This is a genomic window from Nitrospirota bacterium (genome assembly GCA_015233895.1).
GTDB lineage: Bacteria > Nitrospirota > Thermodesulfovibrionia > Thermodesulfovibrionales > Magnetobacteriaceae > Magnetomonas.
Window position 1 is genome coordinate 261592 of sequence record JADFXG010000002.1, and the last position, 15407, is coordinate 276998.

Consider the following 15407-nt stretch of genomic DNA (forward strand, 5'->3'; position numbering starts at 1 on the left):
ATTTGGCAAATTATTGTGAATAAATATAATCTTGTGACAGTATCTCTTGGAGGTCTATAATGTACATTATAATGATAGCCTCGGAATGCGCACCTGTATCTAAAGTAGGCGGTCTTGCCGATGTTGTTGATGGCTTAAGCTGCGAACTTCTCAGAAAGGGCCATAACGTGGAAATAATCCTGCCTTACTATGATTGCATGAACCATTCGCTTGTTGAAAATATTCAGGGTAATCCTGTAGAACTTTACGTACCATTTAAAGGCAAACAAATTAAATGTACCATCCACACGGGCATGGTACATGGCAATGTGTGTTATTTTATTAAATCTCATTCCGGGGAAAAGTATTTTGACAGGGGCAGTTTTTACGGGGCGGGGGATGATGAGGAGCGTTTCGCACTGTTTTCAGTGGCAGCAGTGGAGTTTATGCTTAAGGCTGGTAAACAGCCGGATGTCATTCACTGCCATGACTGGCAAACTGCTCTCATTACGGTACTTTTGCGTTACAGATATAAAAATTCGTTTTTGTCTAATACGAAACTTTGCTACACTATACACAACATAAAGCATCAGGGCAAGGTAACCCACAAACTGATGGATACGGCAGGGCTTAATCCGTCAGTTTTCACTGAACTTGATGCTATGGCAGATACGTTATCTCCGAGTTACATGAACTTAATGAAAGGCGGCATTGTTTACTCCGACTATATTACCACCGTTTCCCCCAAATATGCCATGGAGACAAGGACATCTGAACTTGGCGAGGGCCTTGAGAGTGTGCTGTCTGCTAATGCGTCAAAATATGAGGGAATAATTAATGGTGTTGAGTATGATGTCTGGAGCCCGGAAAAGGACCATAACATACCGGTTAATTACAGCGTTGATACGATTGACGATAAATATAAAAATAAGGAACAACTCAGAAAGAAACTGTCCCTGAGGAATGTGTTTAAGCCTATAGTGGCTGTTGTAGGCCGGCTTGACGCACAAAAGGGGGTTCATCTTATAAGACACGCTCTGCTGTACTGCCTCAACAAGGGAATGCAGTTTGTCCTTCTGGGATCGTCTCCGGATAATGAAATAGACGAGTATTTTCATCATCTCAAACACTACCTCAGGCGAAATTCCGATTGCTGTCTGAATCTTAGTTACGATGAAGAACTCTCGCACCTTATATATGCAGGCTCCGATATGATACTGATACCAAGCCTTTATGAACCCTGCGGCCTTACTCAGATGATAGCCATGAGATACGGCACAGTACCTATAGCCAGAAACACCGGCGGGTTAAGTGATACAGTGTTTGATCTTGAACTTTCCCAAAAACCGCTTATCGAACGAAACGGTTTTACTTTTGAGGACTTTACATATGAAGCCATAGAGTCGGCTCTGACGAGGGCTCAGTTTGTATGGAACGAAAAGCCCTATACTTTCAGAGAAGTCATGATAACCGGCATGAAAACAGATTATTCCTGGACGTTATCTGCTGACAGATACCTTGGCATTTACAGCAAGATGTTAGGCAGGTAAGAATTAACAGTAAGTGAACCGTGCAGTTAGTGTAGATGCACGTTTGAGTGGCAAATACACCTTAACAAGGAGAATATATGGAAGCAACTTCCGTTAACATTGCTTTAGGAGAGGCTAAAAAGCCAGAGGACGGCCACGGGATAGGTTTTTTTGTATCCGGTTCCATAAAGTATCCAATAGTTGAACAGTACGAGATTCCCTCTAAATATAATATTGATACCTTAGTGTTGTTACCTGTAAATGAGCATAGTATTTTTCTTTATTGGGAATTAACTGGCAAACTGTTGGAGGCAAATTCGATAGATCCTGATACTGTACAATTTATAATAAAGGTTTATGAGATAAAAGCTGTACAAAAGAAAAGCGATGACAGAAAACAGATATACTCTGCGGCAGTCAGCGGTCGGCTGGGTGAGTTTCATGCCACAGTGCCTGACGCTTTTAAACCGATGTCTGCGGCAATAGGGGTAGAAATCGGAGGCACGTTTAGGGAGCTGGTTGAATCAAACCATGTAAACATCCCTTCTTTTGCTGTGCTGGGGCTGAAAGATGATTTCTTTAGTACCGGAACAATAACGCTTCAGACGGAAAAACCTAAAGAGGAAGAGGAGGCGTTTAAAGGGCAGTCTGAGGCTTTCAATAAAGAAATCGAGATAGCCTCCCAACTTTTGGATATAAGAAGCAAGGATACACAAAGCATAGAGCTGCTTATGGGGCTATTGGAAAAATTTCGTAATTTCTCCAGTGAAGACAGAGCGCTACTTGACATTATAAAACGGTTTTATGAGGCACGTGCTGAAGACGTGAGGTTATTGCAGATGTTCCTTGAGTTTCTTAAAATGTTGGGACTTAAGGACGGTAACAAAAAGTCGATACTTGAGTACTTTGAGAGGCTAAAAGATTCATCCGCAGCCTCCGGCTCAAGCGGGTCATTGTCTAAGGATAAGGAGGCAGGCAAGTGATAAAAGGCTACTGGCTACCCGTATTACATTGTCATTTACCATTTGTTAAACATCCGGAATTTGATTATTTCTTAGAAGAGCACTGGCTGTTTGAGGCTATCTCAGAAACGTATATACCACTTCTGATGAGATTAAAGAAGTTTGAGGCCGAAAATGTGGACTTTCGTCTGACCGTATCTGTCTCTCCGCCTCTTGCCGAGATGTTTGCAGACGAGTATTTGACTGAACAGTTCATAAAGTATATGGACAAGCTGATTGAGCTTTCGCAAAAAGAGATGAGACGTCTCAAAACCGATGAAGGGCTGCTTCCGGTTGCAGAGTATTATAATAAGCGGTTTTTAGAAATTAAATCATTTTTTACTGATGTTTTAGACAGCAGTGTGTTAAATGGTTACAAGTATTTCTCCCAAAAAGGGCAGCTTGAGATAATTACCTGCGGGGCAACTCATGGCTACTTACCACTGTTAAGAACGTCTGTCAAGGCGGTAGAAGCTCAAATAGATATAGCTGTACAGTGTCATAGCCGCAGGTTTGGCAAAGCTCCGGATGGTATATGGCTGCCTGAGTGTGCCTACTATGAGGATTTAGATGAGATCCTTAAAAAGTATGGCATAAAGTATTTCTTTATGGAGTCTCATGGGGTAGCTAACGGAGTGCCAGCGCCAAAACACTCAGTTCATGCTGCTGTGCACACATTAAACGGGCTTGCTGCTTTTGCCAGAGACCCTGAGACGTCACGTCAGGTTTGGAGCTCTGAGGCAGGATATCCGGGAGCTCCTGAGTACCGTGATTTCTATCGTGACATTGGTTATGATTTAGACATAGACTACATTGGGCCATACATATCACCAGATGGTAACCGTGTGTTTACAGGAATAAAATATTATAAAATCACCGGGGAAACTGAAGACAAATTGCCATATGATCCGCATTCGGCTTTTCATAAGACAAAGTTCCATGCCGAGCATTTTTGTATGGCACGGTATAAGCAAGCGGATGAGCTTGCCGCAGTTATGGACAGGCCGTCACTTATCGTGTCGCCTTATGATGCTGAGCTTTTTGGCCACTGGTGGTTTGAAGGCCCTGATTTCATCTATAATGTGATGTCTCAGTTTATAAAAGATGGCGCTATAAGACCCATAACAGCTATAGATTATCTCAGTGATTATCCTAAAAATCAGACAGTATCCCCAAGACCCTCATCGTGGGGAGAAAACGGTTACTATGAGATATGGTTAAATAAAGACAACGGGTGGATATACAGGCATCTACATTACATGGCAGATACGATGGAAAAACTTGCCAATGAGTACTACAGTATGAACGATTATGAATCAGAGGAAACAATACTGAAAGCCAGGGTGTTAAATCAACTACTCAGGGAGCTTCTCCTGGCCCAAAGCAGTGACTGGGCGTTTTTGATAACTCAGGGCACAGCGATAGAGTATTCGGAAAAAAGAACAAAAGAACATATTTCAAACTTCAACGCACTGCTGAAAAGTTTCAACGAAAACAATGTTGACCTAGAGTTTATAAACTGGCTTGAGTACAAAAATTCAATATTTGAGTTTCTGGACTTTAGGGTGTATGCTGATATAACGAACTCTTAAAAAAGAGCAATCCGCAGATGACACAGATTAACACAGATGGGAAATTACAGATCTGCGAGAATCTGCGGAAAAATCCTTTTCCCAATATCCTTGACTTACAACTCTGGCGGAGTTGCGTGGTCCTTTATATACTTTTCAATGGTGTTATCCAGAGATTTTTTAAGAGCCCAGTCTCTTACACCAGCTCTTTCACCACTGTATTGCATGTAGGGCACCGACTTTCCACAGCTTGTCTCAACCGCGTATATCCGGTATATGATGAATCTTCTTATAGCAGCGGGACTGGCTTCTCTAAAATTGCCTGCAGCCTCTAAAAATCCCTCCGTGTTTCTTTCTATTAACTCTCCCTGACAAAACAGTCTTAGGATTTTGGCAGTTTCCGTAAAAGATGTAAACATCAGTGTAACCTGTCCGTTATTTCTTATATCTCTTGCCGTTCTGTCACCGCTGCCAGGGTAATCCATATATAAAAGCGTATTAGAATCTATAATTTTAAGGCTCTCATATCCCTTTGGCGAAAGATTCACCTCTTTGCCGCTTGATGAGGCAACAAAAAACACCCTCTGCTCCTTAATGAAATCTATATCCTCAGTTTTTAACGACTTATACTGTGTTCCCAATGCGTAATCTCCCACTATTTGTGCCCTCAGTGCCGGTTCTGAAAAACGATATTGCACTTTGCAATTGCTCAGCCTGAGAGGAAAGCTCCCCGGAGGTTGATGCCATCTCCTCAGCAGCCGAGGCGTTTTGTTGAATCACCTGATCAAGCTCCGTTATAGCCTTGTTTATCTGAGAGGCGCCTGTGTTCTGTTCATTACTTGCAGCACTTATTTCCTGAACCAACTCTGCCGTCTTTTGAATATCAGGGACTAATTGTTTAAGCATTTTGCCTGCTTTTTCAGATACCGTTACCGTTGTAGCTGACAGGGTGCTGATTTCACCTGCCGCTTTTTGGCTTCTTTCCGCAAGTTTTCTCACCTCTGAAGCCACAACCGCAAACCCCTTACCATGCTCTCCGGCACGGGCGGCTTCAATTGCGGCGTTAAGCGCTAAAAGATTGGTTTGTCTTGCAATTTCTTCTATAATTGAGATTTTGCTTGCAATTTCTCTCATTGCAGTGACTGCCTCATCCACAGCTTTTCCGCTTTCTTGTGCGTCCTGAGCTGCCTTGGCAGACATCCGTTCAGTTTGATTGGAGTTATCGGAGTTTTGTTTAATGTTAGAGGCCATCTCCTCCATTGATGAGGATACCTCCTCAACTGAGGCCGCCTGCGCTGTGGCACCCTCAGATAGTTGCCGTGCGCTTGAATTTAACTCTCCACTACCGTTTGTTACCTGCCCTGAGACCTGTCTGACCTCACTCACAATGCTTTTTAATTTCTCAAGCATCGTTTTCATTGCAAGCAGTATGCCGGTTTCTTTCTTGCCGGAATCCATTCTCACTGTAAGGTCACCATTAGCAATGCTTTCAGCTATGCTCATAATGTAGTTGGGATCCCCTCCCATCTGCTTTAATAATGTCAAAGTTATCAAGTGGGCTATTAATGAGATCGTAAGTACTATAATGAAACCTGCAGCAAATGTTTTTATTTTGATGTTCTTCACAGTTATACCAGATGTCGTATTGATTTCGTTACCGTGCTTTGTCTGAATGTCAATCAGCTTATTTAGGGCCTCGACGCTTCCAGCTCCGGAAATGAGGATTGTTTTTGCTCGAAACGCTGCAGCATCCTCAGTTTTTCCTGCCTCCATCAGTTCAAACCATTTAGGACGTGCCTCTTTGTACTGCCCAAAGATGTCGTTCATTGCTTGCAGGGCGGATTTAGCTTCGTCTGTTAGTTTTGTGCCGGAGTAGAGTTTTAGATTCTCATCCATAAGGTTATACCATTTTGGACTCTCCGCTATTATCTTTTTTCTGCTCTCACGGTCAGGCACGGCTAAGTACTGAGAAATGCCAAAACGAAGACGCCACATAGCGTCCTGGGCAGCGGCAAGGTATCGCGTAGCCAGCACACTGTCCTTGTGCATATCGTTAACAATTGATGACAGAGTAGAAACACTCATAAAAGCTATAAAGACCATCAATGTTGTAAAAACAACTACCATCACTGCTAATAATAACATCTTTGCCTTAACGGTCATGTCCTTCATTAGTTTCTCCTTTTTTTTAATATCAAATCCTAACAGCCATCTGGGTCTAATATTTTTCAAACTCCGAGTCATCTGAAGAACCTCTGGGGTTATCAGAAAGATCAATTGAGCTTGGTTTCGCAACCAGTTTGTGAACAGCCGCTCTTGGCTCATGAGTCAGGCGCTGTGTGACAGCCGCTGGTTTCTGAGATTGTGGTTTTCCCATGCCTGATTGAGCGCTTCTTACAGCATGTGTGCTCTCTGAGCCGGTTCTGAAAAACGATATTGTGTTTTGTAGTTGCTCAGCTTGATGTGTCAGCTCCTCAGAGGTTGATGCCATCTCCTCAGAGGCTGAGGCATTTTGCTGAATCACCTGATCAAGTTGTATTATTGCTTTGTTTATCTGTTCGGCGCCTGAGTTTTGTTCATTACTTGCCGCACTGATTTCCTGAACCAGCTCTGCCGTCTTTTGAATATCAGGTACTAATTGTTTAAGCATAGTGCCTGCTTTTTCCGAGACTGTTACCGTATTTGATGACAGGGTACTGATTTCACCGGCTGCTTTTTGGCTTCTTTCCGCAAGTTTTCTTACTTCTGAGGCCACAACCGCAAAACCCTTACCGTGCTCTCCGGCACGGGCGGCTTCAATAGCAGCGTTAAGCGCTAAGAGGTTGGTTTGTCTTGCAATTTCTTCTATAATTGAGATTTTGCTTGCAATTTCTCTCATAGCAGTAACTGCCTCATCCACGGCTTTTCCGCTTTCTTGTGCGTCTTGAGCTGCTTTAGCAGACATCCGCTCTGTTTGGTGGGAGTTATCAGCATTTTGCTTAATATTAGAAGCCATCTCCTGCATTGATGAGGATACCTCCTCAACTGCTGCCGCCTGTTCGGTAGCGCCCTCGGAAAGTTGCTGAGCGCTTGAGTTTAACTCTCCGCTGCCGGTTGTTACTTGTCCTGAGGCCTGCCTTATATCACACACGATGTTTTTTAACTTTTCAAGCAATGTTTTCATTGCTAAACAAAGCTCTCCTGTCTCGTCTTTTGATGTAACTTTAATATCCATTGTTAGATCACCTTGTGTCATCTGATTAGATATATCCACGGCTATTTTTAAAGGAATGGTAATGCTGCGGCTAATCCAAATAGTGACTATAATGCAAATAACTAAAATAATCGCTATAATCAGCAATACGTTTACAAGTGTCGAATCTAATACATTTACGATACCGTATGTTTTTTCCTTGATTTCTGTAACCTGTTCATCCCTGAAGCCTCCGGATTTTTTTTGTAGCTCGTCGGATATTTTATCAAAATCCTCCATTATTTTGTTTCCGGCATCTATTCCCTGATTAACGTAGGCAGCTGCCATCTTCTTACCCAAATCATAGTAGCGGGTAAATAAATCTTTTAATTCCTCCATTTTCTTTTGTGACTTAGTATTACCTTCAGCTCTGTACATCCCAATGACTTTATCTATATCTTCATTAAACTTTGTTGCCGACTCTTGTGCATCCTTATAACCGTCTGCATTATGTGTTGCAGATACATCTGTTAAAAATTGCTGTACCTGAGTTATGTTTAAAACCATATCGTCAGCAATAAGAGCATACGGCAGACTCTCGTCTTTGACTTGTGTGACGTTTTGTTTTATCTTATTGAATCCAATATAAACGCCTCCGGCTATGACTAATATAAGCAGCATAACTATGCCAAAAGCACCGCCTATTCTTTTTGCAATTTTTAAATTTTTAAACATTGTTGCGCTCCTTTGTAATATGGTGTTCATTATTATGTTACAATTTTTTGTAGTATAAACTCAAATTGCGCTAACGGCTGAAAAAAAAAGACGGGAATGAAAAAAAACCTCTTTTTACCATTCTGTGCTGCCTGGGGTTTTTAACCCCCAGGAATCCTATTCTTTGTTTGCGGAATTAACTAAAAGGCATTATGTTAGACTAAAGAGATGGCCTCCAGGTCTTTTGTCAAAAATATTCTGTCAATCTCTAAAATTATAATAAACACTTCATCTCTTTTGCCCATTCCTTTGATAAATTCGGTATCCAGCTTTACACCTATGCTTGGAGCTGGTTCAATACTCTCCGGTTCAAGCTCTATTACCTCTTCTACGGAGTCAACCAGAGCGCCAAGAATGATATTGTCGTTTTCAACCTTGACCTCCACTATTATGACGCACGTGTTGACAGTCTTTTCACCCTTAGTCATTCCAAACTTTATACGCATATCAACAACCGGCACCACGTTGCCCCTGATATTGATGACCCCTATGATGTAGTGCGGCATTTTGGGTACTGTTGTAACTGATGTAAATTCAAGCACCTCACGCACTTTGGAAATATCAATAGCAAACACCTCGCCATCGAGATTAAACGTTAAGTACTGTGTTGTCTCAGTAACCGATGCTACTGCCATGTTTTACCTCCATCTGCGGCTTAATATTTTTCAAACTCTGAGTCATCTGAAGAGGACCCCCTGTGCCCGTCATCGAGATCTATTGACCTTGCTTTAGGTGTTGTTTTATGTACAGCCGCTCTTGGCTCATGAGTCAGGCGCTGCGGAGCAGCCGCTAGTTTCTTAGGTTGTGGTCTGGCTGTGCTGGGTTTAGATCTTCTTGCGGTAGACATACCATCTGAGCTGGTTCTGAAAAATGATATAGCATCTTGCAGTTGCTGTGCCTGAGATGTCAGCTCCTCAGAGGTTGAGGCCATCTCCTCAGAGGCTGAGGCGTTTTGTTGAATTACCTGGTCAAGCTGTGTTATAGCCTTGTTTATCTGCTCAGCGCCTATATTTTGTTCATTACTTGCCGCACTGATTTCCTGAACCAACTCTGCCGTTCTTTGTATGTCCGGCACTAACTGTTTAAGCATAGTGCCTGCTTTTTCAGAGACCGTTACTGTTGTAGATGACAAAGTGCTGATTTCACCGGCTGCTTTTTGGCTGCGTTCAGCAAGTTTTCTAACTTCTGAGGCCACAACGGCAAAACCTTTACCGTGCTCTCCGGCACGTGCTGCCTCAATGGCAGCGTTAAGTGCAAGAAGGTTAGTCTGGCGTGCGATTTCCTCTATAATGGATATTTTACTTGCAATTTCTCTCATTGCCGTTACTGCCTCATCGACGGCCTTTCCGCTCTCCTGCGCATCCTGAGCTGCTTTTGCCGCCATACGCTCCGTCTGCTGGGAATTATCGGCGTTTTGTTTGATGTTGGACGCCATCTCCTCCATTGACGAGGATACCTCCTCAACTGAGGCCGCCTGCTCTGTGGCTCCCTGTGAAATCACCTGAGCCGTGCTGCTTAGTTCCATACTGCCAGAGGAGACGTTATCTGAAGATACATTTACCTCTCCCACTATGCTTGTTAATTTTTCAAGCATGTTTTTCATAGCTAAAAAAATGCCGGTTTCTTTTTTACCTGACTCTAACCTGATTGTAAGGTCTCCGCCAGCAATGCTTTCAGCTATGCTCATAATGTAGTTGGGCTCTCCTCCCAACTGCTTTAGTAATGTCATAGTTATCCACAGAGCTATCACCACTGCAAAGACTATTGCTATGACAGATAAAAATATGATCATTGTGCGGGCAGATTTATAAGCATCCTCGGCCAGCTTAGATTTTTTATCCATACCATCTTCCTGGTGTTTTTTTAACTTTTCAATGGCATCGAAATAGGTGTTCTGCAATGCTCTTACCTTCGTTAAAAGAAACTCTTTTGCTTCGGCCTGCTTGCCATCAGCCGCAAGTTTTAGAAATTCGTCCTGGCTAAGAACATAAGGAGTCCTTGCATCAATTATGGCCTTTAGTCCCGCCTTGCCAGTTTCGCTTTTGACAAGTGGGGTAAGTTTGTCTAAATCAGAGGTGATTTTTTTTCTTGCCTCCTGAACTCTATCCACCTCTTTCTGTATCTCTTCCTTTTTTTCCAGTAACAGCGTATTACGCATAGCACGTGCTATCAGATTTATTTGAGCAAGCCAGTCGTTGCAATACGCTACCTTCGGATATTCCACTTTGACTATCTGAGACATCTCATCGTTAAGTTCAGCAAGCCTGCTTACGCCCATAATAGCTACCACTAAGAGCAAAACTACAACGATACCAAAAGCAAGCGCTAACCGTGTGCCAGTTTTCATGTTCTGAAGCATCTTTATCCTCCATCAAGTCTTGTTTTATTTGATTTTTTCTATTTTACTTAAACGCGCAAACATCCGGGCTGTTAATGCACGTATAACCATCCTGTGTAAACACAATACAAGTGTACACTTGAGAAAAAAAAAAGTCAATAGCCGGTTAGTGGTAATTGTGAAACAGGCCATGCAGGGGGGCACGGCCTGTTCTTTGAGGAGGTGTGAAGTAAAGGAGAAATTTAATCATATCACACCATTTTGCGTTTGTCAAGTTTTTTTACAATCTATGTGATTTTTAATCATAGAAGAAAGAATTACAAACCTTTTTCTATACTACGGCACTTTTTCTGATAGCTTTTATATTTAATTGCAGGGTCCTAGAGCCGTTAAATTCATTTAAGGTTGGAGTGACAACGGCATCCACTCTGCCGGTGCCTAATACCATAGGGAGGTGATCGCCTAAGTCAAACCCGATAGCGTCAAATTGCATGCCTTTGTCGCCAAGTTTTAATTTCAGATGATTTTTCCCCACTATTTTGGGTGAATATGGGGTAAGGCCTCTGATACCAAAAAAAGGCTCCGGATTCCCATAACCATAAGGAGCAAGCATAGAGAGTTCGTTAAGAAGTTTAAAGTTAATATCCTTAATAGAGCAGTCGGCATCTATCATTATCATAGACTGTGAAGCGGAATCAGACGATGTCCGCTTTATGGCTTCATTCAGAGCAATAATAAATTGCGGTATCATATCCAGTTTTAGTTTAAGTCCAGCCGCCTGTTTGTGCCCTCCAAACTGCATTAAGTACTGAGAACATTCAGAGAGGACTTTGTGTATATCAACCTCCGGCACTCCTCGTGCTGAGCCCTTTGCTACTGTATCCTTAACAGTCAGCACAAATGCAGGCACACCAAACTTATCAACAAGCTTAGAGGCTACAATGCCAAGCACTCCCTCATGCCAATCCTCATCATAAATCACAATCGCTCTGTCAAATCCCTCAATCTCTATCTGATTAATGGCAGAGTCAAACACTCCCTCCTCAATCCGTTGACGCCTGAAGTTCAGGGCATCAAGATTTCCAGCTATCCGTTTGGCATCTGTTTCAGAATCGGTTAAAAAAAGCTCAACAACCTCGGAGGCATCAGCCATACGCCCTGCCGCATTTATCCGGGGAATCGCCGTGTAAGACAACAACTCAACGTCTATCGTTCTGTTGGCAGATGCCGCTATTTCAAAAAGTGCCTTAAGCCCGGGCCTTTTACCAGCCGCCATCACCTTTATCCCATCTTTGACTATAAGCCTGTTTTCACCGACAAGCGGCGCCACATCTGCCACTGTCCCAATCGTTGCCAAATCAAGAAGGTCTGCCACATCAACAATGTCAGAGCGGTTAAGAGCCATCGAAAGCATAAGCGCCACACCTGCTCCGGTAAGCTGTGAGTGCGGATTATCACAGGCCATAATTGCAGGGTCTATCACTGAAAAAGCAGCCGGTAGCACAGGCTGCCCTGATAATTCATCAAAAGCAGGCTTATGATGGTCTGTGATTATAACGTCTATACTGTATCTCAACGCGCTGTCAACCGCTTCAAATGAGGATATTCCGCAGTCAACCGTCACAATCAAAGAGCAGCCGCTCTCCCGCGCCAGCTCAACCGCTGCCGTATGAAAACCATAGCCGTGCACAAATCTGCTTGGGATAAAATATCTGACCGCACATCCAAGTCTCCGCAGGGTTTCAATCATAATTGCCGCAGCCGATGTACCATCAGCATCATAATCACCGTGCACAAATATGGTCTCAGAGCGCTTTACTGCAAGGTTTATTCGCTCTACAGCCCTGTCCATACCTGAAAGCATATACGGGTCTGCTAATAAGCTGACTGTGGAATCAAAAAAACTCCTCGCTTTTTCAGGAGTTTTTATATCCCGGTTTATTAAAATCTGCGACAGAATTGTTGAAACATTGAGCGACTTTGCAAGATAATCCACAAACTCGCTGTTTGTGCGAGCAAGTAGCCATTTTTTGTCCAAACGTGCCATATTCGCTTCTATTTTTTCACAAGCTGCTTATCTCCAGCCCAAAGAAGCACAACCGGACTTGCAACAAACACCGAGGAATACGTGCCCACGATTACTCCCATAGCCATTGCTAATGCAAAACTATGCAGCACCTCACCACCGAAAAAGTACAGGGCTAATGATGAGAAAAATACAGTAAGAGACGTTATAAGCGTTCTTGAGAGCACCTCGTTTATGCTTTTATTTATAACCGTTGTAACAGGCTCTTTAATCATAGCGCGAAGGTTTTCCCTTATTCTGTCAAACACCACAACTGTGTCAGTAAGGGAATAACCGGCTATTGTTAAGAGCGCCGTCAGAAGAATCAGGTTAATCTCATATCCCATAACATAAAACACGCCAAGCACTGCCAGTACATCGTGAAAAGTGGCAAAGGTGGCTCCGATGCTGAAGCTGAACTGAAAACGCCAGCCGACATAAATCAGGATTCCCACCACAGAGGCAATAACTGCCCACATAGCATCGGTGCGCAGCCGGCTGCCAACTTTTGGACCAATCTCAGAGACCGAATCCACCGTCAGTTTGTTATCTTTAAGCCCTTTGGTCAGTATCTCTATGACTTTATCCGACACTCCGGCTGATGTTGATGCAGATTTTATGTCAAGAGCTCCGGAGCCTGCTTTTTTAATTACCACCAACACTTTCTTAACTGCGGGGAATTCTTGTAAATCAGCCCCTGTAAGGCCGCCTTCATCAAGAGCTTTTCTCACATCTGATAATTTCACAGGTTTATCGAACTTTACCTGTACTGCCGTCCCTCCGGCAAAATCAATGCCTAGGTTTGCCGTCCCACGCACCACAGCTATGATTGCAAGTATGCCCAGTACGGAGAAAACCCCTGATACGGCAAAAGCAATATAGCGTTTTCCCATGAAATCTACGTTGGTTTTTTTTATAATTTCAATCATATACTTAACTTTTTAACCTCCCTTTCGGCGTTGATGTAATCAAAGACGGCCTTTGTGCCTATGAGCGACGTAAAGAGATTGATTGCTATACCAATGCTGAGAGTTACGGCAAATCCCTTGATAGGACCAGTGCCGAATTGGTATAAAACCGCAGCCGTTATCAAAGTGGTAACGTGAGAGTCAACAATGGTTAAGAATGCTTTATCGTAACCGGAGTCAACCGAGGCACGCGGCGTTTTACCCGCCTTTAACTCATCCCGCATTCGTTCAAACATCAGCACATTGGTATCCACAGCCATTCCGATAGCCAAAACAATACCGGCAATACCGGGCATAGTCAGTGTGGCATTAAGGGCAGCCATAGCACCCATGAGAAACACCATGTTTAAAACAAGTGCCAGATCTGCTATCAGCCCTGAGATTCTATAATAAAAGGCCATAAACCCAGCCACTGCAATAAAGGCGGCGATAGCGGTAAGTTTACCGGCTGCAATAGAGTCCGTACCCAGTGAGGGGCCTACGGTTATGTTTTGAAGCATGTTAACGGGAGCTGGAAGAGCGCCAGCACGAAGCACTATCGCCAAATCCTTGGCCTCATCCATCGAATAAGAACCTGAAATCTGAGCGCTGCCTCCTGATATTTTTTCCTGTATCACAGGGGCCGAATACACGTTACCGTCCAGTATTATGGCAAGGCGTTTCTTTACATATTTTCCAGTGATTTCCTCAAATATTTTAGCCCCTTCGGCGTTGAAAGTTAAAGACACATACGGGCTGTTGTATCTTGTATCAATCTGAACCCTCGCCTCAGATATGTAATTACCGGCCATTGGAGAGTCTTTCTTAAGCAGCAACGGTTTTTTAGTGATCTCTCCGGTCTCCTTGTTAGTGATTCGCTCAAACAGTATCTCATCACCCTCGGGAATCTTAGCCTTCATCTTACCCATGAGCTCATCCTCTTCAAATGGCTTAATTGTAGCAGGCAGTTCTGAGGCTGTGGGGGATTCGTCGTCAACGACTTTAAACTCTAATTGTGCGGTTTTACCGATTAGTTCAATGGCTCTTTTTGGCTCTTTGACTCCCGGCAACTGCACCACTATTTCGCTTTCACCCTGTCTTTGAATAACCGGCTCAGCCACACCAAACTGGTCAATCCGGTTTCTGATTGTTTCAAGAGCCTGTTCGCAGGCATTGTCTATAATGTATTTGGTTTCCTTTTCCGAAAGGGAATAGACCACAGAGGAACCGGAGTCCCGTGCAGACAGGGTTGGATAGGCATTTTCGATGGCTTTTCTGATTTCAGGTGTGGCAGTAGCCACGGTTATGTTTTTGCCGTCAAATTTTACATCTGCTTTAAGGTTTTTATTGTCTGAGAGCCTTTGAATTCCCTGAGAGATTCTGCTGGTAGTTTGTGCGACAGCCTTTTGTCCTTCAACTTCAAACACGAGGTAAAGGCCTCCCTGCAGATCAAGTCCTAAAATTATGCCTTTATCGGGGGACAGTTTCTTAATTACCGGCGGCAGATCCTTATAAAAAGGCATATTGGGCAGGAGTGCTGAGAGTGTAAGTAGAAGAGCCAGCCCTATCAGTAAAAACCGCCACTTTACAGATTTTTTCAATTTTTCCTCCTCAATATATACTCTTTAATCACCATCATGAGAACCACGTATGGTTGTTATAAATGATTTACCAAATTTCACCTTTACGTTTTCAGAGATTTTAAGTGTAACCGTGCTTTCATCAACAGACTCCACAACGGCGTAAATCCCGCCTGTTGTAATCACCTTATCACCTTTTTTGACGGCCGCAAGCATTTCCCTGTGTGCCTTTGCCTTGGTCTGCTGAGGCCTTATCATTAGAAAGTAAAATATTATAAAAATCACCATAAGCGGCAGGAAACTCATAAATATGTCAGGAGCTCCAGCCTGTCCACCCTGAGGCGGTTGCCCCATTGCCCACGCTATTGATAACATAACTTATCCACCTCCAAAATTTTTAGCTCATATTCTAACTCTTGTCAGTCATATAAAGCAAGAACGTAAAAATAAA

General features: G+C 43.2%; 12 protein-coding genes. 3 read left to right on the forward strand and 9 right to left on the reverse strand.

What is annotated here, in order from left to right; translation table 11 throughout:
• The first annotated feature begins 59 nt into the window (after nt 1–59).
• From HQK88_03380 to HQK88_03390, 3 genes are all read left to right on the forward strand, one after another.
• A complete protein-coding gene (locus tag HQK88_03380; GenBank protein ID MBF0615843.1) occupies nt 60–1529 on the forward strand; it encodes a glycogen synthase in 1470 nt (489 codons plus the stop codon).
• A gap of 77 nt (nt 1530–1606) precedes the next feature.
• Nucleotides 1607–2491, forward strand: coding sequence for a DUF4912 domain-containing protein (locus HQK88_03385; GenBank protein MBF0615844.1), 885 nt, complete (start codon nt 1607–1609; stop codon nt 2489–2491).
• Nucleotides 2491–4101, forward strand: a complete 1611-nt coding sequence (locus HQK88_03390) for a DUF1957 domain-containing protein (protein MBF0615845.1) — start codon at nt 2491–2493, stop codon at nt 4099–4101. Before HQK88_03385 ends, HQK88_03390 begins: the two co-directional genes overlap by 1 nt.
• A 95-nt stretch (nt 4102–4196) precedes the next feature.
• Here the strand turns inward: HQK88_03390 and HQK88_03395 are convergent, their stop codons facing one another.
• The 9 genes from HQK88_03395 to yajC all read right to left on the reverse strand — a co-directional run bounded on the left by HQK88_03395 (nt 4197) and on the right by yajC (nt 15331).
• Nucleotides 4197–4721: a pyridoxamine 5'-phosphate oxidase family protein gene (locus tag HQK88_03395; protein ID MBF0615846.1), complete on the reverse strand. Its 525-nt coding sequence runs from the start codon at nt 4719–4721 to the stop codon at nt 4197–4199.
• Nucleotides 4705–6243, reverse strand: a complete 1539-nt coding sequence (locus HQK88_03400) for a methyl-accepting chemotaxis protein (protein ID MBF0615847.1) — start codon at nt 6241–6243, stop codon at nt 4705–4707. Before HQK88_03400 ends, HQK88_03395 begins: the two co-directional genes overlap by 17 nt.
• Before the next feature lie 55 nt (nt 6244–6298).
• A complete protein-coding gene (locus tag HQK88_03405; GenBank protein MBF0615848.1) occupies nt 6299–7987 on the reverse strand; it encodes an MCP four helix bundle domain-containing protein in 1689 nt (562 codons plus the stop codon).
• Nucleotides 7988–8181: 194 nt separating this feature from the next.
• A complete protein-coding gene (locus HQK88_03410; GenBank protein MBF0615849.1) occupies nt 8182–8661 on the reverse strand; it encodes a purine-binding chemotaxis protein CheW in 480 nt (159 codons plus the stop codon).
• Nucleotides 8662–8681: 20 nt separating this feature from the next.
• A complete protein-coding gene (locus HQK88_03415; protein MBF0615850.1) occupies nt 8682–10373 on the reverse strand; it encodes an MCP four helix bundle domain-containing protein in 1692 nt (563 codons plus the stop codon).
• Nucleotides 10374–10695: 322 nt separating this feature from the next.
• Nucleotides 10696–12411 (reverse strand): single-stranded-DNA-specific exonuclease RecJ, encoded by a 1716-nt coding sequence (gene recJ, locus HQK88_03420; protein MBF0615851.1) that lies wholly within the window; start codon nt 12409–12411, stop codon nt 10696–10698.
• Between the two features lie 8 nt (nt 12412–12419).
• Entirely contained in the window at nt 12420–13358 is a 939-nt protein-coding gene (gene secF, locus HQK88_03425; GenBank protein ID MBF0615852.1) for a protein translocase subunit SecF, read from the reverse strand.
• On the reverse strand, nt 13355–14977 hold the full coding sequence (gene secD, locus HQK88_03430; GenBank protein MBF0615853.1) for a protein translocase subunit SecD: 1623 nt from the start codon (nt 14975–14977) through the stop codon (nt 13355–13357). Before secD ends, secF begins: the two co-directional genes overlap by 4 nt.
• A gap of 24 nt (nt 14978–15001) precedes the next feature.
• Complete coding sequence (yajC, locus tag HQK88_03435; GenBank protein MBF0615854.1) at nt 15002–15331, reverse strand: preprotein translocase subunit YajC; 330 nt, start codon at nt 15329–15331, stop codon at nt 15002–15004.
• Nucleotides 15332–15407 lie beyond the last annotated feature (76 nt).

Bases quoted from the DNA above. Each gene is read 5' to 3' on its own strand.
- HQK88_03410 (MBF0615849.1), bottom strand. From the start codon at position 8,661: ATGGCAGTAGCATCGGTTACTGAGACAACACAGTACTTAACGTTTAAT.
- HQK88_03405 (MBF0615848.1), bottom strand. From the start codon at position 7,987: ATGTTTAAAAATTTAAAAATTGCAAAAAGAATAGGCGGTGCTTTTGGC.
- secF (MBF0615852.1), bottom strand. From the start codon at position 13,358: ATGATTGAAATTATAAAAAAAACCAACGTAGATTTCATGGGAAAACGC.
- HQK88_03400 (MBF0615847.1), bottom strand. From the start codon at position 6,243: ATGACCGTTAAGGCAAAGATGTTATTATTAGCAGTGATGGTAGTTGTT.
- recJ (MBF0615851.1), bottom strand. From the start codon at position 12,411: ATGGCACGTTTGGACAAAAAATGGCTACTTGCTCGCACAAACAGCGAG.
- HQK88_03380 (MBF0615843.1), top strand. From the start codon at position 60: ATGTACATTATAATGATAGCCTCGGAATGCGCACCTGTATCTAAAGTA.
- yajC (MBF0615854.1), bottom strand. From the start codon at position 15,331: ATGTTATCAATAGCGTGGGCAATGGGGCAACCGCCTCAGGGTGGACAG.
- HQK88_03385 (MBF0615844.1), top strand. From the start codon at position 1,607: ATGGAAGCAACTTCCGTTAACATTGCTTTAGGAGAGGCTAAAAAGCCA.
- HQK88_03415 (MBF0615850.1), bottom strand. From the start codon at position 10,373: ATGAAAACTGGCACACGGTTAGCGCTTGCTTTTGGTATCGTTGTAGTT.